This is a genomic window from Alcaligenes faecalis (assembly GCF_041521385.1).
GTDB classification, from domain to species: Bacteria; Pseudomonadota; Gammaproteobacteria; order Burkholderiales; family Burkholderiaceae_B; genus Alcaligenes; species Alcaligenes faecalis_E.
Genome location: NZ_CP168006.1, coordinates 2369785 through 2392806 on the forward strand (window position 1 = coordinate 2369785; position 23022 = coordinate 2392806).

A 23022-nucleotide genomic window follows, 5' to 3' on the forward strand; every position below is an offset into this window, starting at 1 on the left:
CCTGACTATGAGCCGTCAGGCGTATAGTCAGGCTGGAAGGTTCGTTGATTGGCCAGTAACGCCCAGACGATACGGGCATTTTTGTTGGCTAATGCAACCGCCGCTACGTTGGTGTGAGATCGCTGCAAGAGTCGTTGTAGCCAACCGGTGGGCTCTGCGGCTTGCCGCGCACGATAGATTACCGCTCGAGCGCCATGAATTAACAAGGTACGCAGATATTGATCTCCTCGTTTGCTGATTCCCAGGAGCACGGACTTGCCACCACTGGAGTGCTGCTTGGGCACTAAGCCTAGCCACGCGGCTAACTGTCGGCCATTGGTGAAGTTTTTGGCATCGCCGATCGTGGCAACCAAGGCACTGGCGGTGATCGGGCCAATGCCCGCAATTTTCTCAAGTCGGCAGCTCGCTTCATTGGCCTTATGCCAGGCTTTAATCTGCCGCTCCAACTCATGGACCTGTTTATCCAGTTCTTTTAAGTGATCCAGGAGCCGGAGTATGAGTAATCGAAATGAGCCTGTCAGCTCCTGATTCGCCTGCTCGAGTAGCGCAGGGACACGTGTATGCAGGTGAGAGATTCCCTGTGGGACGATCAGCCCGAACTCAGCCAGCAATCCGCGGATCTGATTGGCCTGTGCGGTCCGTGCCCGTACGAACCCTTGTCGAGCCCGGTGCAAGGCCAAGACGGACTGTTGTTCGATATTTTTGATCGGTACAAACCGCATGTTAGGCCGAGCCACTGCCTCGCAGATGGCTTCGGCATCAGCAGCATCGTTCTTGTTGGTTTTAACGTAGGGTTTAACAAACTGAGGGGCAATCAAGCGTACGGTATGTCCGAACGATTCTAATTTACGGGCCCAATGATGCGCACTGCCACATGCTTCCATGCCAATAAGGCAGACCGGTAAGGTAGCGAAGAACGTGGCCATCTGGTCGCGTTTGAGCTGTTTTCTTAATACGGTTTGGCCTTGTTCATCAACGCCGTGCAGTTGAAAAACGTGCTTTGCCAGATCGATACCCAGTGTCGTAATCTTCATGATGGACGCCTCGCTCGGTTCAAGTGGTTGGTGCTACGCCCACTTTGGCACATAGGATGCCGGTGCGGGTAGGGGCGTCCATCCCATTGGACCAAGTACAAGCGCCCGGCTCAAGCAGCAGGATGCTTGCATCCCTACGCTCTCTCTTGCCTGCGGCAAGCAGTCTGACTCGCCCTGCCAGCCCCCCAGGGCCTGAAGCGGCTTGCAGCGGAGCAAATGTGCAAGTTTTATAGCTTCAGGGGGTGGGTGGGGGTGTTCCTGTCTTTAGGTCATCGTGTTGATCGACGGCCTCTTCGTGGATCCTCGCATTTGCTTGCGTAGTCATGCCCATCACTAGGCAGGGTGACCAACAGCACAGACGGGCGCAAGCAATTATCTCTGGCATCCGTTGAAACACAGCGTTCGCCCACCTGTCCGGACCTTATCCTTTAAATCTAAATCAAATCGGGGTTTTCCCTGCTTTTGCGGCTTCTTGCGCTTATTGGCTAGGTGCTGCGCAAAGTGGATATACCGGCACAAACGGCACTTCTACCATTGGCCTCATCGTCATACCTAAAAAACAAAAGGAGAACGGACGTGGGGGACATCAATAAAACAATAGCAGCCGTTGTACTGGGAGCAGGCACATTGGGCGCCGGTCCAGCCTATGCCATTGAGGGTAATGGCCTGCCCATTTATCCCGACGGTTTGGAAAATTTCATGAGTGGCGCTCTGCCACCACCCGGTGTTCACTTGCTGATGTACGGCGGTGCCATGCGTTATGACTCGGTACGCGACCAGAACGGCGACAAGTTGCCTATTCCCGACTTCAAAGTGGATGTGGCGATGGTTGCGCCTCGTTTGGTTTGGGTGACGGACCAGCAAGTGTTGGGTGGCCAATTGGCATTTCACGCGCTGGCTCCCTTGTTGACGGTCAAGGCGCAAGCTGCTGGCCAGTCCCAGCGCCGCAGTGGTCTGGGTGATGTGGTGTTTGGTCCTGCTTTGGGCTTTCACCCCAGCGAGAAGATGCACTACATCCTGGGCGTGGACTTTGTGGCTCCGACTGGCCGCTACAAGGTGACCGACAGCGCCAACCTGGGCCGCAACTACTGGGCCATTCAGCCCGCTGCTGCGTTCAGCTACACGCAGCCCAGCGGCATCAACTGGGATTTGAAGATGATGGTGGACTTCAACTTCCGTAATAGCGACACCGAAACCCGCACGGGTAAGGCCATTCACGCCGACTACGCCGTGGGCTGGGGTTTTGGCAATGGTCTGGTGCTGGGGGTGGGTGGTTACGCCTATCAACAGATTGAAAGCGACCGTGGCCCAATGGCTGGCGACAGCAAGGCGCGAGCCTTCGCGATTGGCCCCAGCCTGCGTTACGCCAATGACAAAGGTCTGCTGATTACGGCCAAGTACCAGCAGGATCTGGGTGTGCGTGGCCGTCCGGAAGGAAAACAATTTTTTGTAAAAGTGGCGGTGCCTTTCTAAGGCCCGCGGCAGGAGAGCGACATGAAAGGACTGAAGGATAAGGTAGTCATCGTGACCGGCGGTGCAACGCGTGTAGGCGCGGGCGTGGTCGAGGTGCTGATGGGCTACGGCGCACGTGTGGCCGTATTTGATATTGACGCCGCCGGTGGTCAGAAAGCGGTAGGCAACGATGCCGCCAAAGCCAAATTCTGGGACGTGGACATTACCAGCGATGACAGTCTGAATGCCGCCATCGAGCAGGTCAAGGCGCATTTTGGCCGTGTGGATGGCCTGGTCAATCTGGCCTGTTCCTATCTGGATGAGGGTATGGCTTCCAGCCGTGAAGACTGGCTCAAGGCCTTGGACATCAACCTGGTCAGTGCCGTGCAAGCGGCCAAGGCCGTGCGTCCCTTGTTGCCGCGTGGTGGTTCCATCGTCAACTTCACGTCCATTTCATCGTCGATCGCTCAAACCGGCCGCTGGTTGTACCCGGTCTCCAAGGCTGCCTTGTTGCAACTGACACGCAGCATGGCGCTGGACTTTGCTCCTGATGGTATTCGCGTGAACTCGGTCTCGCCCGGCTGGATCTGGTCGCGCGTGATGGACGAGCTGACGGGGGGCGACCGTGCCAAAACCGACCGCGTGGCCTCGGCATTTCACATGCTGGGACGCGTGGGTGATCCTCAGGAAGTCGGTGAAGTGGTCTCCTTCCTGTTGTCGGACTCCGCCAGTTTCGTGACCGGAGCCGATTACGCCGTGGACGGCGGTTACTCGGCCATGGGGCCCGAGCAAGGTGTACCCGCCATTCCCAAATTGGCTGAATAAGAAAAACCAGGACGCCGCCGGGGTGGCGTCCTTCGCTCCCTCAGAAGGAAAAAAATCATGCGTAAAGTTGCTATTGTGGGCGCTGGCCAAGCTGGCATGCCCGTTGCATTTGGCCTTTTGGCCCAGGGCTACGACGTAGCCGTTTTCACCAACCGTGGTCCTGACGATATTCGTGGTGGCCGTGTGATGTCCAGTCAGTGCATGTTTGCCGAGGCGCTGGACGTCGAGCGCCGCCTGGGTCTGAACTTCTGGGACGACGAATGCCCTCCCGTACAAGGTATCGGTTTTGCCTTGCCCAACCCCGATCAGCCTGACACCAAGGCCGTGGACTGGAGTGCTCGCCTGGATCGTGAAGCCCAAGCCACCGACCAGCGCCTGAAAATGCCGTACTGGCTGGAGCTGTTTGAGCAGCGTGGCGGCAAGCTGATCATGGAAGATGTGGGCGTGGCCGAGCTGGAGCGTATCACCCAGGAATACGATCTGACCATGCTGGCGGCCGGTAAAGGCGAGGTGGTCAAACTGTTCGAGCGTGATGATCAGCGTTCCATGTACGACAAACCCCAGCGCGCTCTGGCCCTGACCTATGTACACGGTCTGGAGCCTACGCCTGAATACTCGCGCGTGTCCTTCAACTTCATCCCCGGTGTGGGCGAATACTTTGTGTTCCCGTCGCTGACCCTGTCCGGTCCTTGCGACATCATGGTGTTTGAAGGCGTGCCCGGTGGCCCGTTGGATCGCTTCCGCGATGCCAAGACTCCCGAGGCTCACCTGGAGCAAAGCGTGTCTTTCCTGCGCGAATTCTTGCCTTGGGAAGCCGACCGTGCCCGCAATGTGGAACTGACCGACGCCCAGGGTTACCTGTCTGGCGCCTTCCCTCCCACGGTACGCAAGCCTGTGTTGACCTTGCCTTCGGGCCGCATGGTGCTGGGTCTGGGCGATGCCGTGGTCGTGAACGACCCCATTACCGGCCAAGGTTCCAACAACGCCGCCAAAGCCGCCCAGGTGTATCTGGACAGCATTTTGCAACGTGGCGAAGGCGCGTTTGACCGTAACTGGATGCAGGAAACGTTCGAGCGTTACTGGGATTACGCCAATCTGGTGGTGCGCTGGACCAACTCCATGTTGAAGCCACCAACCGAGTCCTCGTTTGCCTTGTTGACCTCGGCCCCGCAGTCGCCTGCCCTGGCTCATTTCCTGGCCAACAGCTTTAACCACCCGCCGGTTCTGTTCCCGGCCTGGGAAGATCTGAATGCCGCCCAGGCATTGATCGAGAAGACTCGCGGCCAATCTGTGGCTGCCTGATAGATAGTATTCAAGGAGACGTATCATGACCCCCACCGCAACGCTGCAAGACTCCCCGTCCCAAGCCGCTGACCAGCGGCAGGCCGTGTCTGCCCAAGCGTTGGCAGCCGCTGACGCCAAACCCACACCGTCCAATCTGAATGTGGTCGATAGCCGTGCGTTTCGCCAGGCACTGGGCCATTTTCCAACGGGCGTGGCCATTGTCACCACTCGTTGCCCCGATGGCCGGGCGGTGGGTCTGACCATCAACTCCTTTACCTCCCTGTCGCTGGAGCCGCCTCTGGTGATGTGGAGCTTGGTGAATCACTCGCCCAGTCTGGAGATTTTTGAAAATTGCAGCCACTTTGCCATCAATGTGATCAGCCAGGAGCAAGTGCCCGTGGCCCTGGGTTTTGCCAATTCCCAGGTCAAGGACAAGTTCTCGCTGGTCTCGCATGTGGATGGGGAAGAAGGCGTGCCGCTGCTGGACGATTGTGTGGCAACCTTTGTGTGCGAGAACTATCGTCAGCACGAAGGCGGTGATCACACTTTGTTTATTGGCCGTGTGGTGCGCCACACCACGCTGACCGAACACGAGCCTGCGGTGTTTCACCGTGGTCGTTTCGCCAACCTGACCACGCCTAGCGGAGACCGTTGAAATGAGTGATGCGCACAGCACGGATGTCGTCATTGTTGGCAGTGGGATGAACTCCCTGACCTGCGCTGCCTTGTTGGCCCAACGGGGTTTGTCAGTGACCGTGCTGGAGCGCAATGCGCTTGCCGGGGGCTGTATCCGTACCGAGGAGCTGTTCCCCGGTTTTACCCATGATGTTTTGTCTAGTTGGTATCCCCTGTTCATGGGGGGGGCGTCTTATGCCGCCCTGGCCGAACCCTTGGCCAAGGCCGGTTTGGAATTTGTCAAAGGCGAGTACAGCACCGGTCTGGCCATCCCCGGTGGCCCAGCCCTGGCCTTGCGTCAGGACATGGACGACACAGTGCGTCGTTTCAATGATTTGATGCCCGGCGAAGGCGATGCCTTGGGTGCCATGGCGGCACGCATGTTTGGCCCGGATGCTGGTCTGGTGTTTGGCTTGCTGGGTGGTGAGCCTTACCGCTGGCCCATGGCCAAACTGGCGTTTGGCGCCTGGCGGGAACGGGGTCTGGACGGTTTGATGTCCTTTGGCTCGCAAGCCCTGGAAAGTTTCCGGCGCTGGGCCATGCGCGATCTGCGCAGTGATCTGGCTCGCGCCATGATTGCTCCCTGGGTGTTGCATAGCGGCTTGGGCCCGGACGAGGCCAGCTCGGCCTTGATCGGCAAACTGACCTTCAGCGCCGTAGTCAGTGGCGGTATGCCGGTGGTTAAAGGGGGCAGTTACCAGATTGTGAAAGCGTTTACCCGCATTATTGAAGACGCGGGTGGCGCAGTACTGACTCATTCTCACGTGGATCGCGTATTGGTGGAGGGTAATAAAGCCACCGGCGTGTGTGTGGGTACGAAACGCTATCTGGCCCGCCGAGCCGTGGTGTGCAATGTGACGCCCGGCCAACTCTACGGCGATTTGTTGCCGGAAGTAGAGCCTGAGTTGTTGAAGTCCGCCCAGGATTATCACTATGGTCGCGGCGGCATGCAGATTCACTTTGCCCTGAATTCCCCGCCCGACTGGGTGGACCCGGAACTGCGCCATGTCCCTATGGTGCATGTGACGGAAAGCATGGAGCAGGTATGTTCCTCGGTGGTGACGGCCAGCAATGGCTATCTACCTGCCAAACCGACCTTGGCCGTGGGCCAGCCGGTGGCGGTGGATGTGACTCGCGCCCCGGAAGGTCACTGGATTCTATGGGTACAAATGCAGGAGCTGCCGCGTCACATCAAAGGCGATGAGGCGGGCGAGATTCCTGTGCCGGCCGATGGGCGCTGGAATGAAGCTGTGCGCGAGGCCATGGCCGACCGTGTACAGGCCCGTCTGGAAACCGTCATGCCTGGCTTGGCCGCCAAGATCATCGGGCGTCGCAGTGTCAGCCCGGCGGATTTGGAGGCTTTGAATATGAACCTGGTGGGGGGCGACCCGTATAGCGGCGTGTGCTCGCCCGATCAGTTCTTTTTCATGCGCCCTTTTGCAGGACACAAGAAGGCGCGCAGTGGCACGACGCCCTGGCGTAATCTGCATCAAATTGGTGCGGCTGTGCATCCGGGCCCTGGCCTGGGTGGTCAATCCGGCTATCTGGCCGCCCAGCGTATCTTGAAGGGGTGAGAGGACGGGTGAGGCGGTCTGGGCTGTTTAGTGCTGACCGCCGCGCACTCGTTGCAGGGTCTCGCCAGGCGTTTCGCCAAAGCGGCTGCGATATTCGGCGCTGAAACGGCCCTGGTGTGCAAAGCCCCAGCGCATGGCCAGATCGGCCAGCGTCAGATGAGGCTCGTTGGAATGGATCAGTTCGTGGCGCAGACGATCCAGGCGCACCTGGCGCAGGTACTGCATGGGGCTGACGCCATAGTGCTCCTTGAAGGCTTGCTGCAAGGTGCGCGAGCTGACGCCTGCAATGGTGCTGAGCTCGTCCACTGTGACCGGCAAATGGGCCTGCTCATGCAAATGGGTGGCGACTTTCTTCAAATGGCGCGGCAAGATACGGGTGGGGTTCAGGGCCTGAATCTGAGCCGGTGGATGTAGATCCAGCAGGGTTGTCACCGCCAATTGTTCCAGTTGATTGATAATCAGCGGGGAGCGTCGGATGTACTCGTAGTTGCGGGCACAGTCCAGCACGTAGCGCAGCATGATTTGCCAGGAAGGTTGGGTGTGCGCCTGCAGTCGTACCGGAAACAGCAGACCTTGCGGGCCGACATCCAGACCCAGACCTCGGGCAGCCTGTTCCACCAGATTGCGGTCTATCTTGAGCATTAATTGTTCATTATTGGCGTGCCAGACCATATCCACGTCCTCGTTGGGATTGAGGATGGTGGCGGCGTAGGGACTGGAGTCCACGGTTTGGCCACCGCAGCGGATGGTGGCGGTGCCGTACTGGGGCATCTGGACCAGGTAGAAGCCGGCCAGATGATCAGGTTGGATATGTACGTCAGCGCCATAGCCCAGGCGGCTCAAGGCGACCTGACCAAACTGGGCGTGGCGCAGCCGGGTTTGCAGGGTCTGATCGGCACGTAGCTGCTTGAGCTGGTGCGACTTGAACATGTCGCTGACAGATTTGCGCACGTGTTCCAGGTCAGCAGACGCTACACGTGCCCAGTGATCGGGCTTATTTTCCATGTTTCATGTGCCTAGATGGTTCTGAAAGGCAGGAAGGAGACGTAAAACCTTGAGTTTCAACGGTTTGCAGCGGCTTTATTTTAGTTGTAAAGTATATCAGTGGGCCACCGGGATTTCCCGCAGTCCCGTTTAGTTTGTTGTGTTTATTAACAGAGAGAACCGTGCAGAAAGACTTTCACTTCTATGAACCCACACAAGGCCATGGACTGCGCCACGACCCGATCAGCTCTATTGTGGGCCCTCGTGTAATTGGCTGGATCGGTACCAAAAGCAAAGAAGGTGTGCTGAACCTGGCCCCATACAGCTTCTGCAACGTGTTCAACTACCGCCCGCCTGTCATCGCATTTTCCAGCGTGGGCTACAAGGACAGTATTCGCAACGCCATTGAAACCGGCGTCTTTACCTGGAACCTGGCAAGCCGTGATCTGGCCGAGCCCATGAACATGACCAGTCTGGAACAAGACGTGCGCGAATTTGAAGTCGCGGGCCTGACGCCTGTGGATTCCCGCCTGATTGATGCCCCCCGTGTGGGCGAGAGCCATGCCTCGTTGGAGTGCAAGGTGACAACGCACTTTCAACTGAAAGACTCGGAAGGCAAGGATCTGAATACCTGGATGGTGCTGGGTGAAGTCGTTGGCGTGCATGTGTCGCCCAACAGCATTGTGGACGGTATTTACCGTACCGCGATCCCTCGTCCTATTTTGCGTGGCGGTGGCCCTGGCGATTACTTCGAGATTTCGGACCTGGGCTTGTTTGATATGCCCCGTCCCAAGTCCTGATAGCAGGGCTGTAGCCAGGAGCCGCTGATGGGCGGCTTCATTGAGATGGCTACAAATGCATAACGGCGCCGAAAGGCGCCGTTTGCTTTATGTTTGCTCAGAGTGTGGCCGCAGTTTTTGGGCTGTTTTGCTTGTTGATATGCATTCGGCTGTCCGGCTGTCTGGCGATCCGACGGCCCGGCGATCCGGCTTTTAGATGTTTTCGTCATGTCGCCGTCGGGTAGGCTCAGCGAACTTGCCGTTTCGCGATTGCTCGGTGACGGGTCAATCCGACCAACCCAATGGGCAGATAATCAGCCACAGATCCGTCAAGCTCCTCTGCGCCCCGTAGGCGGCTCTTTTAGCCCTTTGACGAACCGCCCGCTGCCAGGAATTGCGCCAGACGGGGGCTGCGTGGCGACACCAGCACTTCTTCTGGCGGGCCTTCTTCTTCGATCAGGCCTTCGTGCAGGTACACCACTTTGCTGGATACGTTCCGTGCAAAGCTCATTTCGTGGGTCACCACTACCATCGTGCGCCCTTCTTCGGCTAGATTCTGCATAACGCGCAGAACTTCGCCCACACGCTCGGGGTCCAGTGCCGAAGTCGGTTCGTCAAACAGCATGACTTCGGGTTCCAGTGCCAGCGCACGGGCAATGGCCACACGCTGCTGCTGGCCGCCGGACAGGAAGGCCGGATATTGCTTGGCCAGATCGCGCGACAGGCCCACCTTGTCCAGATACAGTTCCGCCTTGGCAATGGCCTGAGCCTTGTCCATGCCCTGCACATGAATGGGCGTGGCGGTAATGTTCTCCAGCACTGTCATATGGGACCACAGGTTGAAGTGTTGGAACACCATGGCCAGGCTGGTACGCAGGCGCTTGAGCTGTTGTTTATCTACCGCAACCAGTTCGTCCGTTTTGGGGTCCAGACGGGTTTTCAGTTCCTCGCCCTTGATCACGATACGGCCCGAATTAGGCGTTTCCAGAAAGTTGATGCAACGCAGAAACGTACTTTTACCCGAACCACTGGAACCGATCAGGCTGATGACATCGCCCGGCTCCGCGCTGAGAGAGACTCCCTTGAGGACCTCCAGGGAGCCATAGCGTTTGTGAATATTCTCGATGAGCAGGTTGGGCATGGAAAGCGGTATCGTATTGAAAATAAAAAAGACCGGCGCGACGCGGCAGAGGGGATTACAGCACAGACTGGCCGCCAGGCAAATCATTCACGTTGTGGTTTTCCCGTACAAATCTGTGGGTCTAAACGGATTTGCGCGCATTTCTGGGTTTATGATGCAGTCTTTCCCGCAGCCCTGATCGGGCTAAGGGCGCAGCGTAAGCCGCGTTTTAGCCAAGCTTAGGTGTCCGTTTTTAGGGGACCTGTTTCTAGAGAGTGTTGTCATGAAAAAAGTGGTCCGTGCCAAGCTGCATGGTATCAAGGTGACCGGTGCCGACTTGAACTATCACGGGTCGATCACCCTGGATCCGGAAATCTGCGAACAAGCGGGCATTTTACCCATGGAGTTTGTGGAAATCTGGAATAAGGACAGTGGTGCCCGTATTTCTACCTACGTAATCTTCGGTGAGCCCGGTTCGCGTTGCGTGGTTCTGAACGGCGCGGCGGCCCGTACCTGTCAGAAAGGCGATACCGTCATCATCTGCGCAACCGAATACGTGATGAACTCCGAAGACCTGTATTCCCTGCGCCCTACCGTGCTGACCTTCACGCCGGAAAACGAAGTGGATGAAGTCATGCACTACGAAGTGGCCAAGACCGCCCAGCGCGATTACGACTTCCGCGTGGTGCGCGACGACCGCCCTCGCGGTGCCGAGCGCCCACTGGCCCGTGTCGACGTGGACGCCCTGTCCGCTGACCTGCGCTCCCGTGGCCTGGACGATCGCGCCATTGCTGACATTTTGTCCTGCCATCTGGCCGATTTCGCGCCTGCGAACCAGAATTGATGTTCTTGTGGCGGGCCGCAATGGCCCGGCTGCTAACGAGAACATCATGACCCTGGGTATTTTCCAGCCTGGTTTTCCGACAAGGAAAGGTGTGTTGCTAAAGAATAATCAGCGGTAAAAAAACGCTGCAGCCACTGCCAAAGGCAGTAGCTGCAGCGTTTTTTACATCAGGCCTGATCGCGCCCTTCTTCTACTGCATGACAAGCCACTTCTTGCGGCCCGGTTTGCAGCAAAGCCGGGGCTTCGCGGCGGCAGCGATCATTGGCTAGTGGGCAGCGTGGGTGGAAGGTACAGCCTGATGGCGGGTTCAGCGGATTAGGGACTTCACCCGCTACCGGAATGCGGCTTTTGCCCGCCCCGCTCATGTCAGGAATAGCTCCCAGTAGCATCCGGGTGTAGGGATGGCGAGGCTGTGCGAACAAATCGTCGCGTGGCGCAATTTCCACAATCCGGCCCAAATACATGACGCCAACCCGATCGGCCACGTGGTGCACCACGGCCAGATTGTGCGAGATGAACAGATAGGTCAGCCCCAGTTCGCGCTGTAAATCCTTCATCAGGTTCAGTACCTGTGCCTGCACTGACACGTCCAGCGCCGAGGTGGGCTCGTCACAGACGATGAATTCGGGTTGCAGAGCCAGCGCACGGGCAATGGAGATACGCTGGCGCTGGCCACCGGAGAACTGGTGCGGATAACGCTGGGAGTCGCTGGGGTTCAGGCCCACTTGCGTCAGCAGTTCGGCCACTTTGGCGTCTTGCTGGGCGCGGCTCATGTCGGTGTGCGTAACCAGTGGCTCGGCAATGATGCGGCCCACGCGCCAGCGCGGATTCAGGCTGGCATACGGGTCCTGAAAAATCATCTGACGGCGCTTGCGCATGGCCTTCTGGCTAGCTTTGTCCATGGATTTCAGGGACTGGCCGTCAAACAGAATCTCGCCGCGTGTCAGCGAATACAGGCCCGTCAGCAAACGGGCCACGGTGGATTTTCCACAGCCGGACTCACCCACCAGCGCCAGGGTTTCACCCTTGTTCAGGGTGAAGCTGACGCCATCGACCGCGCGCAGGTTTACTTTGGGTTTGCGGTAGACCAGACGTTCCAGCAAGGGCGGGGACACATCGAACCAGCAGGCAGCGTCCTTGACGTGGACCAGGGCTTGTTTAGGGGCGTTCATGCGGACTCCTGTGCATGCAGCCAACAGGCCGCCTGTGTTTGTGGGGGAACAGGCATCAGCTCGGGGCGTTCGACCAGGCAGCGATCAAACCGGCGATCACAACGCGGATTGAAGGCACAGCCGGGTGGGATGGCGTTCAGGCGCGGCATGCTGCCGGGGATTTGCTCCAGGCGCTCCAGCCCGGCGTGCAAATTGGGGATGGAACGCATCAAGCCACGGGTATAGGGGTGGCTGGGTTTTTGGATCACGTCCTGTACCGGGCCGATCTCGATAATGCGACCGGCGTACATCACGGCCACGCGGTCGGCGGTCTCGGCAATCACCCCCATATCGTGGGTAATCAGCATGACCGAGGTGCCTTGTGAGCGACAGAGCTTTTTCAGCAGGTCGATAATCTGCGCCTGAATGGACACGTCCAGTGCAGTGGTAGGTTCGTCCGCCACGATCAGCTTGGGCTCGGCCGCCAGTGCCAGCGCAATCACCACCCGTTGACGCATACCGCCAGAGAACTGATGCGGATAGTGGTCGATACGCTCGCGTGCTGCAGGAATGCCAGTGGCTTCCAGCAATTCGATGGCGCGTTCCTGTGCCTGTTTCCAGGACAGGGGCAGGTGCGTGACGATGGTTTCGGCCAACTGATGGCCCACGGTATAAAGCGGGTTCAGTGAAGTCAGCGGGTCCTGGAAGATTGCGCCAATCTTGCGGCCACGAATCGTGCGCATCTGGTCCTGGTTCAGGTTGTCGATGCGCTCGTCTTCCAGCAGGATCTGGCCGCCGCTGATGCGACCGGGGGCATCGAGCAAACCAATAATGGAGGAACCCGTCAGGGATTTACCGGCGCCCGATTCGCCCACCACACCCAGCACTTCACCGGGGGCGATGGAAAAGGACACATGATCCAGGGCTTGGAGCACCCCACGCCGGGTCGGAAATTCGACACACAGGTCTTGGACAGTTAAGAGTGCAGTCATGGCTTAGCTCAATTTTGGGTTCAGGGCGTCACGCAACCAGTCGCCCAGGAGGTTGACCGACAGCACCAGCAGCACCAGCATCAGGCCAGGGAAAATCGTGATCCACCATTCGCCCGAGAACAGGAAGTCGTTACCGACCCGGATCAGGGTGCCCAGGGAGGGCGAGGTGGCCGGTACGCCAACGCCCAGAAAGGACAGCGTGGCTTCGGTAATGATGGCCGTGGCCAGATGCACGGTGGCCAGCACCAGCACGGGGCCCATCACATTGGGCAGCACATGACTGAACATGATGCGCGGCGAGGACACGCCAATGACGCGGGCAGCCTGCACGTATTCACGGTTTTTCTCCACCAACGTGGAGCCGCGCACGGTACGGGCATATTGCGGCCAACCGGCCAGTGCAATGGCCCCGATCAGCACCGGGAAGGCGACCACATCGTGCATGCTCAAGGGGAACACAGCACGGGCCACCCCGTCGATCAGCAAGGCAATCAGAATGGCTGGGAAGGACAACTGCACATCGGCCACACGCATGATGAAGGCATCAACACGGCCACCGGAGTAGCCGGCCAGCAGGCCCAGCACAATGCCGACCACCATGGACAGAGCCACCGAGGCCAGACCGATCAGCAAGGAGGTGCGCGTTCCGTACAACAGGGCCGAATACAGATCACGCCCCTGGCTGTCTGTTCCCAACCAGTATTGAGGCGAACCGTTTTCCGACCAGGCCGGGGCCAGCAAGGCGTCCATTAGGTCGATAGAGGTCAGATCGAACGGGTCGTAAGGAGCCACCCAGCGGGCACCCAGCGCGCCGATAAACAGCAGCAAAGCCATGATGGTGGCCGCGATGGCCACGGGGGAATGACGCCAGGACCAGACCAGATCGCTATCCCAGGCGTTTTTCAATTTAGCGAACATATTAGTGCCCCTTGGCGCCCGACAATTGGGTGCGCAGACGTGGATCGACCAGGAAGTACAGCAGGTCTACCAGCAGGTTGATCACAACAAATACCAGGGCAATCAGACAGAGGTAGGCCGCCATCACGGGGATATCGGCAAATTGCACGGCCTGGATAAACAGCAGACCCATGCCCGGCCATTGGAAAACGGTTTCCGTCACGATGGCAAAGGCGATGATGCCGCCCAGTTGCAGCCCTGTGATGGTGATCACCGGCACCATGGTGTTTTTCAGGGCGTGACCAAAGTGGATGGCACGTTGCGACAAGCCACGGGCACGCGCAAATTTGATGTAGTCGGCGCGCAGCACTTCCAGCATCTCCGAGCGCACCAGACGCAGGATCAGCGTGAGCTGGAACAAACAGAGCGTGATGGCGGGCAGGATCAAATGCTTGATGCCGTCCCAACTAAGCAGGCCGGTACTCCACCAGCCAAACTTCAGGACTTCTCCCCGGCCATAGCTGGGCAGCCAGCCCAATTGCACGGAGAAGATCAGGATCAGCAAAATACCGATCAGGAAGGTGGGCAAGGATATTCCCAGCAGGGAAAAGGCCAGAATGCTTTGTGCCATGAAACCATTGCGCTTCAAGGCGGTGTAGACGCCCAGCGGCAGGCCGATCAGCAAGGCCAGGATGGCGGCCACCACGGATAGTTCTACGGTGGCAGGCAGGCGGTCTTTGAGCAGAGTGGAAACCGGTTGGGCTTGCCGCAGGGACAGGCCAAATTCGCCTTGTACAGCCTGAGACACAAAGCGTCCGAATTGCACGGGGGCGGGTTGGTCCAGCCCCAGGCTGGCACGCAGTTCCACGCGATCTTGTTCGGTGGCGTCCTGGCCCAGCATGATGGTGACCGGGTCACCAATGTAGCGGAACAGCACAAAAGCCAGAAGGCTGACCGTCAGCATCACCAGAACAGCCTGGATCAGACGGCGAATAATAAATACCAGCATAGGCGGTCTCCTGGTAGAGCGCGAGGATCACTCGCGACCAGTGTCGTCCTTAATGTGTAGAAAGGGCCCGGTAAGGGGGGCTGGTGTAGAAACGAATGACTACAGCGTAATGGGAACCGGCCCCGCTGGGAGGCGGGGCCGGGATGGAGGAAAAACTTAGTCGACGGTGGTCCATTGAGCCAGCATGCGGTTGTCCGCACGGTGAATCACGTTGACCTTCTTGGCCATGGCCCAAGGAATGATCTGGTCATGCAAAGGAATATGACCCACTTCCTTGGCATGGATTTCCAGAACCTTGTGGATGGCGGCATCGCGCTTGGCGGTGTCGGTTTCAGTCTTGATCTGGTCGATCAAGGCGTCCACTTCGGCGTTCTCGTAACCACCAAAGTTAAAGGAGCCGTCCGCGCCCTCGCCCTTGCTGCGAATCAGGCTTTGCAAGGTGTACAGCGCGTCAAAGGTCGGCACGCCCCAGCCAAACATATAGGCGCTGGAGTCAAAGCTTTGTACTTTGGGGAAGTAGGTAGCGCGTGGCATGGCGTTCAGGTTGGCTTTCACGCCGACCTTGGCCCACATGCCCACGATGGCCTGGCAGATGGCTTCATCGTTGATGTAGCGGTCGTTCGGGCAATCCAGGGTGAAGGTCAGGGAATTGTCGTAACCGGCTTCTTTCAGCAGTTCCTTGGCGCGATCCTGGCTGTAAGGCAGGCGCTGGGCCAGTTCCTTGGTGTAGCCGTGAACCTGGGGGGCCACCATGGTGCCGGTGGGGGCGGAGGAACCGCGCATCACGGCTTTCTTGATGGCTTCAATGTCGATGGCCACATACAGGGCTTCACGCACACGCTGATCAGCAAAGGGGTTCTTGCCCTTGATGCTGCTGTACTTCAACTCGGGATTCTTCTGGTCCAGTCCCAGGTAGATGGTGCGGTACTCGTTGCCTTCCACAATTTTGGTTTGCTGGCGCAGACGCTGCAAATCCTGCGCAGGCGGGTCCAGAACCAGGTCCACTTCGCCAGACAGCAAGGCGGCGGTACGGGTGGCGTTCTGCTTGATAGGTACGTAGATCACTTCGGTGACGTTACCCACCTTGTTGCCCTTGTTCCACCATTCTTCGTTTTCCACAAAGACGGTACGCACGTCCACTTCACGCGATTTCAGCTTGTAAGGGCCGGTGCCGTTGGTGTTGCGAGCCGAGTAGGTTTCTTCGTTCTTGTTGAAGTCCTGGGGCTGGGTCACATTGTGTTTTTCAGACCAGGCTTTGTTCATGATGAACACGCTGGTCAACTGACGCAGCAAGACCGGGTTGGGGGCGGAGGTAATGATGTCCACCGTCTTGTCGTCCACTTTTTCAGCCTTGACGATGCCGTTCACGTAGGCTTTGAAGTTGGACGTGGGTGCCATGGCGCGCTCAACGGAGAACACTACGTCATCGGCGGTAAAGGGAGCGCCATCGTGGAATTTCACCCCTTCGCGCAGCGTAAAGCGCCACACAGTCGGTTCGCGTTGTTCCCAGGCCGTTGCCAGGCTGGGCACAATCTGGAAATCCTTGTCGTAGTCCACCAGCGCCTCATAGATATACATGCTGCCTGTGATCGTGAGGTTTTCGTTCTGTGCGTGTGGGTCCAGGGTCATGAAGTCGCCCTGGCTGGACCAGGTTAGCGTTTTGCTGTGGCCTACCATGGGCAGGGCGACCAGAGCTGCCAGCGCAGCAGCCAATACTGTTTTTTTCATGAAAACCTCCTGTTGGGATGCTTGGTGTCGGCTGATAGAGAGGCTGCATAGTAACCGGGCGCTTGTTGCCGATTCAATACGTAGTTTCAGCCTGTCGTCAGCTTAATGATGTTTAGTGATTTATATCATCTTGGCGCTTATTTGGTTGCTCTCAGTGGATCGCCGACTTGTCGCTATAATGGTGTACATATATACAGTTAACAGGCTGATCAAGGTGGCGGCACAAGAAGAAAACCCCCTGGAGCGGCGTATCGCTCATGTGGATATGGATGCGTTTTATGCCTCGGTAGAGCTGCTGCGCTACCCGCATTTGCGCGGCCGCCCCGTGGTGATTGGCGGGCGCAGTGCCGATACCCCGCGCCAATTGCCCGATGGTCGCTGGCAACATGCTCGTCTGGCGGATTATGTCGGGCGCGGGGTAGCCACGACCTCGACCTACGAAGCCCGTCAGTTGGGTGTGTTCTCGGCCATGGGTTTAATGAAGGCGGCCCAACTGGCTCCCGATGCCATCTTGCTACCGGCCGATTTTCAAGCCTACCGTCATTATTCGCGCTTGTTTAAACAGGCCGTGGCCACGGTCTCGGACCATATTGAGGATCGGGGTATTGATGAGATCTATGTGGACCTTAGCCATAAAACCGAAGACAGCCACGAACTGGCCGAGCAGATCCGCCAGGCCGTGAACCAGGCCACGGGCCTGACCTGTTCGGTAGGCATCACGCCCAACAAGCTGCTCTCCAAAATTGCCTCGGAGCTGAACAAGCCCAATGGCGCCTGTGTGCTGACCATGGACGATGTGCCTACCCGCATCTGGCCGCTGGCTGTGGGCAAGATCAATGGCATTGGTCCCAAGTCCGTCGTGAAACTGATGGAGATGGGCATACAGAAGATTGGGGAGCTGGCCGCCACACCTGCAGAACAATTGCAGGAACAGTTTGGCCTGCGCTACGCACAATGGCTGATGGCCGTGGCTCAAGGCCAGGACGAGCGCCCCTTATCCACCGATCGCACGCCCAAGTCGATCAGTCGTGAAACCACCTTCGAGCGTGATCTGCACGTGCGCATGGATCGGTCTCGCCTGTCCGCCGCGCTGGAGTCCTTGTGTGAAAAATTGGAGCAGGATTTACGCAAATCCGCCATGTGCGCCCACACCATCGGCATCAAGCTGAAATTCGAGGACTTCAAAACCGTGACGCGCGACCTGTCTCTGCCCGCTCCGGTACTGGCGGCGGATGCCATTCTGGCTGCCGCCCGCCAGAACTTGAAACGTGCCGTGCTGGACAGACGTTTGCGCTTGCTGGGGGTGAAAGCCAGTGCCCTGCTGCCTATCAGTGAAATGCCGCAGGAGCAGCCCCGGCAACTGGATCTGGACGGCTTGTTCTGATTCACAACTAGGCAGACCAGCGGCATATCAATATAATGAGACTCATTCTTATTTAAGTCTCAGGATAGTCGCCCGTGAACGAGCGCCCCACCGAAGTGATAACCGTCGCTCAGATGCAGCAACACATGCATGTGCTGTATTGCCAGCACCGTGGCTGGCTGCATGATTGGCTGCGGCGACGTTTGGGCTGTTCTCAGCATGCGGCCGATCTGGTGCATGACGCGTATGTGCGTGTCATGAGCTCGGGTCGTATTCCCGGTCCGGAGCAGGCCCGCCCTCACCTGATGCAGATTGCCAAGGGCCTGGTCATTGATCGCTACCGCCGTCAGCAAATTGAGCAGGCTTATCTGGATGCCTTGGCGCATATGCCGGAACCAACCGCGATCTCTCCTGAAGAGCGTGCCCTGACTTTGGAAGTGCTGCTGCGCATTTGTGCTGCCTTGGATGAGTTACCCAGCCGTGTTCAACACGTGTTTTTGCTGTCGCGCTACGAGGGTCTGACCTATTCGGCCATTGCCCAGCGTCAGGGCATTGCTGTGGCGACAGTACGCAAGTACATGCTGCAGGCCACTCAAGCCTGTTTTGCCGTGATGGCTGATCTGGACGCGAGCGCCCTGCCGTGAGCCCACCCCGTCCCGCTATGAATCCCGTTGATGCTCAGGCTCTGGAATGGCAAGTCGTGTTTTGGTCCGGTGAAGTGCAAGAGCACGAACAGCGGGACTTTCAGATCTGGCTGGCTGCCGACCCCTTGCATGAACAGGCCTGGGCCCGTATCCAGCAGTTTGGTCAGCACATGCAGCTAGCGCCGCAAGCGGTGGCGTCCCAGGTGTTGCAAGCCGGTTTGTCTGCTCAGGCCGTACAGCGGCGTCGTGCCATTTTGCGCAGCTTCTTGCTGCTGGCGTGTGGTGGGCTGGGCAGTTATGGCGTGAGCCGCAGCCCCCAGTGGGCGGCCTGGAGTGCGGATTACCGCACCGCAACAGGCCAGCGTAAAGAACTGACGTTGCCTGATGGCACCTTGCTGGCCCTGAATACGGCCAGTTCCTTGAACGTTCAATACAGCGATACGCAGCGCAGTGTCGTCTTGCTGGGTGGCGAGATCTTGATCAGCACAGCATCCGACCCGCAAGTTCGCCATCGGCCTTTTGTGGTGCAGACCCCCGAGGGGGAGGTCCAGGCGCTGGGTACCCGTTTCCTGGTGCGTCATTGGTCTGCCATGGCGCGTGTCTCTGTCCAGGTTTATGAAGGGGCGGTAGAGCTGCGCCCTCGCCACGCCGCTCAGTACACACGCTTGCAGGCGGGTCAGCAGGCTCTGTTCAACAAGCAGCAAAGCTATACCCCAGAACCGGCCAATGAGCAGACCAGTGCCTGGCAGCGTGGTCTGTTGGTGGCAGAACGCCGGCGTCTGGGTGATTTCCTGGCAGACGTCGCGCGCTATCGGCCTGGAGTCTTGCGGTGTGACCCGGCCGTGGCTGGGTTGATGATTTCGGGCGTTTACCCCTTGCAGGATACGGACGCGATTTTGCAATCGGTGTCGCAGGCCTTGCCCGTGCAGGTACGGATGATGACACCGTATTGGGTCACGGTTTCGGCGTTGGCGTAGCACTTTTTGATTCTCGTTCGGGATACATGCAAAGGCCCGGTTTTTGTTCCGGGCTGCTTATTCCAGAAAGAGAGAAGCCATGTTGATTAAATCCATGCGTCCTGCGGCCCGGCCCGGACGTGTCACTATTGCCCGTTTAGCTCTGGGGCCTTGCCTGCTGGCAGTATGTCTGGCAGGCACCTTGTCGATGTCCAGCGTTCGGGCTCAAAGCCTGGGCAGTCAGCCAGTGAGTGATGACATTGCTGCAGGCACGCTGGATCAGGTCTTGAATCAGTTTGCGGCGCGTAGTGGGTTTTTACTGGCGATTGATGCGTCCCTGACGGCTGGCAAGACCAGCACGGGGCTGAAAGGGGCCTACACGCCGGAACAGGGTTTACGGCAGATTTTGCAAGGCAGCGGTCTGGAAGCCGTGGCGGATGGTCGTGGTTATCGTTTGCGTGCGGTGCCTGGCTTGAGCACACGCAGTCATGAGGAGCTGGAAGCGGTACGTGTGCAGGCTCAACGCGAAAGCGCAACCGGCCCCGCGAATGGTTTGCTGGCAACGCGCAGCGCAACGGCGACCAAGAGCGATGCGGCCATCATGGACACGCCGGCCTCGGTCGCCGTCGTGACGCAGCAGCAGATCGAATCTCAAGCTACACGCACGGTGGGCGAGGCCTTGCGCTATGTGCCAGGAGTGGCGGTGGAGTTTGATGGGGTCGATTCGCGTTTTGACACCATGTCCTTGCGTGGCTTCAATGCAGATTCAGTGGCGTGGCTGGACGGCGTAAAACTGGCCGGTGGTAGCGGTGCGGGCAATAACTGGACCTTGCCGCAGGTTGATCCTTTCATGCTGGAGCGCATTGAAGTCCTGAAGGGGCCAGCCTCGGTCGTGTATGGGCAAGTAGTGCCGGGCGGCATGGTCAATATGGTCAGCAAGCGGCCGACTCACGTGGAGCAACGCAATATTGAATTGACCTTGGGGGCTCCGCGTCAGCTACGTGGCAGTGTGGATCTGGGCGGTGCATTGGGTCAGGATGGTGTCAGTGCCTGGCGTGTGCTGGCACTGAGCTCCGATACGGAAAGCCGCACTGATCATGTCAAGCGTAAACGTCAGTTGCTGGCCCCGTCCGTGACCTTGCCGCTGGGCGAGAACGGTGAAATTGTCCTGATGGGATCAATCCAGCGGGACCGTGGCGGCAGTGACTATATGTGGTTGCCCGCCTACGGCACCTTGTTTGACAACCCCAATGGCAAAATCCCCCTGTCGCGTTTTATCGGCGAGCCGCATTTCGACCGCTATGACCGCGATCAGGATATGGCTGGCTGGGCAGCGGTCTACGACATCAACGACAACTGGACACTGCGCCAGAACTTGCGCGTGCAACGCATCAAGTCCGTGATGGAGTCGGTAACCAGCGATATGTATTCTTTTGACGACCCCAGTGAAGGCGGTTGGGATTGGCGCACGCTGGAGCGTTACGCCAACCGTGGCACAGGAACGTCGCGCTCTTTGGGTGTGGACACGCAGTCCGAATGGCGCTGGAACCTGGGGGAGGCCGAGCACACCGTGCTGCTGGGGCTGGACTATTACCGGGGCACCTTTGATGCCCGCCGTCAGACAGCCTCGGTAGGACCGGAAGGCAGCGGTGGTTTGCTGGATTTGTATGACCCAGAGTATGGCGCAACGATCGGGCCTTTTACGACCCTGAGCGAAGTCAGCAACCGACGTCATCAGACTGGCGTGTATCTGCAAGACCAGGTGTCCTGGGGTAATTGGCGCCTGGTCGCTGGCCTGCGTCAGGATTGGTCCTCCGTCAGTGGTACCAGCCGCCGCCGGGCCGGAGAGGATGATCTGGGCCAGAGCGACAAGGCCACCACGGGTCGATTGGGTGCCTTGTATCGCTTTGAGTCGGGTTGGGCGCCGTATATCAGCTATGCCACCTCGTTTGAGCCTGTTGCCGGTGTGACGGCAGAGGGTGTGGCCTTCCGGCCCATGAAAGGCAAGCAGACCGAAGTGGGTGTCAAGTATCAGCCTGATGGCGCGAACTGGATGGCCAGTGCCGCTGTGTTTGATCTGCGCCAGACCAACAGGCTGACGGATGACCCGGTTCACGGCTTTCCGGACCAGGTGCAAACTGGAGAGTTGCGCTCACGCGGCCTGGAGTTGGCTCTTACCGGCCGTCTGTCACCTAACTGGTCTGTGATAGGCAGTTATTCCTTCCTGGACACCAAAGTGCTTAGCAGTGAGATCCCTGAAGAACAGGGCAAACCGGCCTTGTATACGCCGCGTCATCAAGCCGCCTTGTGGGTGGACTACACCTTTACCGGGCGCACAGCGTTGGCGGGCACCGTGATGGGGCTGGGGATTCGTCATGTGGGCTCGTCTTACGGCGGGGATATCGAAGTGGCCGGTGGTGGTTACGCCAGCCTGCGCATTCCAGCGCATACCGTGGCGGATTTCCGGATGGCGACGCAGTTGGGCTGGATTTCGCCTGAGCTCAAGAACAGCGAGCTTGCTTTGAATGTGACCAATATTGCCGACAAACAGTACGTCAACGGTTGCGGTTCCTTGTGGACTTGCGGTTGGGGTCTGGGTCGACAGGTGTCCTTAACTTTTTCAGGACGATTCTGATGAGAAGACTGATAGGGCTAGCCTTGCTGGGCCTGGGTATGAGTGTCAATGCACAGGCCAGCACCTTGCTAAAACCGGGTTGCGCCTGGACCTTGTTGAACCCGGAACAAGGGGAACGCACAGGAAGCTGGGGCTGGGCGGATCTGGACAAGCGGCAGTATATCGACGAACACACCCGCTTTAATCTGGCCTCCCTGTCCAAGCAGTTCACCGCCCTGGCCGTCCTGCTGTTGGTTCAGGATGGAAAATTGGCTCTGGATGAACCCTTGGCCCGGTATTGGCCGGACCTGCCCGGAGAACTGGGCACACCCACCGTGCGACAAGTCCTGCATCATACCGGCGGTTTGCCGGATTACATCGAGCCTTTGTATCAAGCAGGCCGCGAGTACGAGACGGTCACCGTGCCAGATACGCTGGAGATTCTGGCCGCTCATCCCGTTTTGCGCTTTACACCGGGTGAGCGGTTTGAATACAGCAATACTGGGTATTTTCTGCTGGCTCAACTGGTGGAGCGGGTCAGCGGCCAGCCCCTGACCCAGTTTTCCCAACGCTATATTTTTGAACCTTTGGGTATGGACGAGACTGCGATTGTGGATCGCTACCCATCTGTGTTGCCGCAACTGGCGCGTGGCTATCGGGTCAAGGACGGACAGGTACAAAGCAGTGAGTCCAGTTGGGAGCAGACGGGTGATGGGCAAGTGCACAGCAGTGCAGCAGATATGTGGCGCTGGTTGCAGCACCTGGAGCAGGACACGGTCTTGCAGAGCCCGGAGGGGCAGCCGCTGATGGGGCTGCGTAGTCTGCTGACACAATCGGCCCCGACCGAACCCAAGGATAATTACCAGTTCGGACTGGAAACCGTGCAACTGGGTGAAGGCTATGCCGCCTGGGGGCATGGCGGTGGCTGGGCGGGCTATCACAGCTTCATGGCCTACTCGCCGGAGCGCCGTCAGGGGGCGGTGGTGATGTGTAACGCCATTCATTGGGATGTGAGGGCCATGGCCGAGCGCCTGTTGCAGACCGGTATCGGGCAGTTGGAGCCTATGGTGTATCGACCTTGATGGCATGACTTGCCC

The 23022-nt window shown here is 58.5% G+C and carries 20 protein-coding genes; 12 read left to right on the forward strand and 8 right to left on the reverse strand.

The features are described 5' to 3' along the window. Nucleotides 1-5: 5 nt before the first annotated feature. Nucleotides 6-1034 (reverse strand): IS110 family transposase, encoded by a 1029-nt coding sequence (locus tag ACDI13_RS10650; RefSeq protein WP_372372445.1) that lies wholly within the window; start codon nt 1032-1034, stop codon nt 6-8. Nucleotides 1035-1619: 585 nt separating this feature from the next. Between ACDI13_RS10650 and ACDI13_RS10655 the strand changes: the two genes are divergently transcribed. The 5 genes from ACDI13_RS10655 to ACDI13_RS10675 are packed head-to-tail and all read left to right on the forward strand — an operon-like array spanning nt 1620 to nt 6844. Then, nucleotides 1620-2507, forward strand: a complete 888-nt coding sequence (locus ACDI13_RS10655; protein ID WP_316990410.1) for a transporter — start codon at nt 1620-1622, stop codon at nt 2505-2507. Nucleotides 2508-2528: 21 nt separating this feature from the next. After that, nucleotides 2529-3311 carry an SDR family oxidoreductase gene (locus ACDI13_RS10660; protein WP_316990405.1) on the forward strand — a complete coding sequence of 261 codons (783 nt, stop codon included), beginning with the start codon at nt 2529-2531 and terminating at the stop codon, nt 3309-3311. A 57-nt stretch (nt 3312-3368) separates the two neighbouring features. Next, entirely contained in the window at nt 3369-4613 is a 1245-nt protein-coding gene (locus ACDI13_RS10665) for a styrene monooxygenase/indole monooxygenase family protein (RefSeq protein ID WP_316990406.1), read from the forward strand. A gap of 25 nt (nt 4614-4638) precedes the next feature. Next, the gene (locus ACDI13_RS10670; RefSeq protein ID WP_316990407.1) at nt 4639-5250 is read left to right on the forward strand and encodes a flavin reductase family protein; all 612 of its coding nucleotides are present in this window, start codon (nt 4639-4641) and stop codon (nt 5248-5250) included. A 1-nt stretch (nt 5251) separates the two neighbouring features. Continuing rightward, nucleotides 5252-6844 (forward strand): NAD(P)/FAD-dependent oxidoreductase, encoded by a 1593-nt coding sequence (locus tag ACDI13_RS10675; protein WP_316990408.1) that lies wholly within the window; start codon nt 5252-5254, stop codon nt 6842-6844. A gap of 27 nt (nt 6845-6871) precedes the next feature. On the opposite strand, the gene ACDI13_RS10680 is transcribed toward ACDI13_RS10675, so the two are convergent. Next, nucleotides 6872-7849, reverse strand: a complete 978-nt coding sequence (locus ACDI13_RS10680) for an AraC family transcriptional regulator (protein WP_316990409.1) — start codon at nt 7847-7849, stop codon at nt 6872-6874. Between the two features lie 161 nt (nt 7850-8010). Between ACDI13_RS10680 and ACDI13_RS10685 the strand changes: the two genes are divergently transcribed. Beyond that, the gene (locus tag ACDI13_RS10685) at nt 8011-8628 is read left to right on the forward strand and encodes a flavin reductase family protein (RefSeq protein WP_316989327.1); all 618 of its coding nucleotides are present in this window, start codon (nt 8011-8013) and stop codon (nt 8626-8628) included. A 340-nt stretch (nt 8629-8968) separates the two neighbouring features. Here the strand turns inward: ACDI13_RS10685 and ACDI13_RS10690 are convergent, their stop codons facing one another. Continuing rightward, the gene (locus ACDI13_RS10690) at nt 8969-9748 is read right to left on the reverse strand and encodes an ABC transporter ATP-binding protein (RefSeq protein ID WP_063690952.1); all 780 of its coding nucleotides are present in this window, start codon (nt 9746-9748) and stop codon (nt 8969-8971) included. A gap of 262 nt (nt 9749-10010) precedes the next feature. Here ACDI13_RS10690 and panD point away from each other — a divergent pair, with 262 nt between their 5' ends. Next, nucleotides 10011-10571: an aspartate 1-decarboxylase gene (panD, locus tag ACDI13_RS10695; RefSeq protein ID WP_009461218.1), complete on the forward strand. Its 561-nt coding sequence runs from the start codon at nt 10011-10013 to the stop codon at nt 10569-10571. A gap of 167 nt (nt 10572-10738) precedes the next feature. Here the strand turns inward: panD and ACDI13_RS10700 are convergent, their stop codons facing one another. From ACDI13_RS10700 to ACDI13_RS10720, 5 genes are all read right to left on the reverse strand, one after another. Continuing rightward, nucleotides 10739-11743 carry a dipeptide ABC transporter ATP-binding protein gene (locus tag ACDI13_RS10700; protein ID WP_316989328.1) on the reverse strand — a complete coding sequence of 335 codons (1005 nt, stop codon included), beginning with the start codon at nt 11741-11743 and terminating at the stop codon, nt 10739-10741. After that, nucleotides 11740-12714, reverse strand: coding sequence for an ABC transporter ATP-binding protein (locus tag ACDI13_RS10705; protein ID WP_316989329.1), 975 nt, complete (start codon nt 12712-12714; stop codon nt 11740-11742). The genes ACDI13_RS10700 and ACDI13_RS10705 overlap by 4 nt, the downstream gene beginning before the upstream one ends. A 3-nt stretch (nt 12715-12717) precedes the next feature. After that, nucleotides 12718-13632 (reverse strand): ABC transporter permease, encoded by a 915-nt coding sequence (locus tag ACDI13_RS10710; RefSeq protein WP_316989330.1) that lies wholly within the window; start codon nt 13630-13632, stop codon nt 12718-12720. 1 nt (nt 13633) lies between these two features. Then, nucleotides 13634-14620 carry an ABC transporter permease gene (locus ACDI13_RS10715; protein WP_009461210.1) on the reverse strand — a complete coding sequence of 329 codons (987 nt, stop codon included), beginning with the start codon at nt 14618-14620 and terminating at the stop codon, nt 13634-13636. Between the two features lie 156 nt (nt 14621-14776). After that, a complete protein-coding gene (locus ACDI13_RS10720; protein WP_316989331.1) occupies nt 14777-16348 on the reverse strand; it encodes an ABC transporter substrate-binding protein in 1572 nt (523 codons plus the stop codon). A gap of 265 nt (nt 16349-16613) precedes the next feature. Between ACDI13_RS10720 and dinB the strand changes: the two genes are divergently transcribed. From dinB to ACDI13_RS10745, 5 genes are all read left to right on the forward strand, one after another. After that, nucleotides 16614-17732 (forward strand): DNA polymerase IV, encoded by a 1119-nt coding sequence (gene dinB, locus ACDI13_RS10725; RefSeq protein ID WP_372373117.1) that lies wholly within the window; start codon nt 16614-16616, stop codon nt 17730-17732. 74 nt (nt 17733-17806) lie between these two features. Then, nucleotides 17807-18355, forward strand: a complete 549-nt coding sequence (locus ACDI13_RS10730) for a sigma-70 family RNA polymerase sigma factor (protein ID WP_316989333.1) — start codon at nt 17807-17809, stop codon at nt 18353-18355. Continuing rightward, a complete protein-coding gene (locus tag ACDI13_RS10735; RefSeq protein WP_316989334.1) occupies nt 18352-19332 on the forward strand; it encodes a FecR domain-containing protein in 981 nt (326 codons plus the stop codon). The genes ACDI13_RS10730 and ACDI13_RS10735 overlap by 4 nt, the downstream gene beginning before the upstream one ends. Before the next feature lie 79 nt (nt 19333-19411). Then, nucleotides 19412-21946 (forward strand): TonB-dependent siderophore receptor, encoded by a 2535-nt coding sequence (locus tag ACDI13_RS10740; protein ID WP_316989335.1) that lies wholly within the window; start codon nt 19412-19414, stop codon nt 21944-21946. Next, complete coding sequence (locus ACDI13_RS10745) at nt 21946-23007, forward strand: serine hydrolase domain-containing protein (RefSeq protein WP_316989336.1); 1062 nt, start codon at nt 21946-21948, stop codon at nt 23005-23007. Before ACDI13_RS10740 ends, ACDI13_RS10745 begins: the two co-directional genes overlap by 1 nt. The last annotated feature ends 15 nt before the right edge of the window (nt 23008-23022 follow it).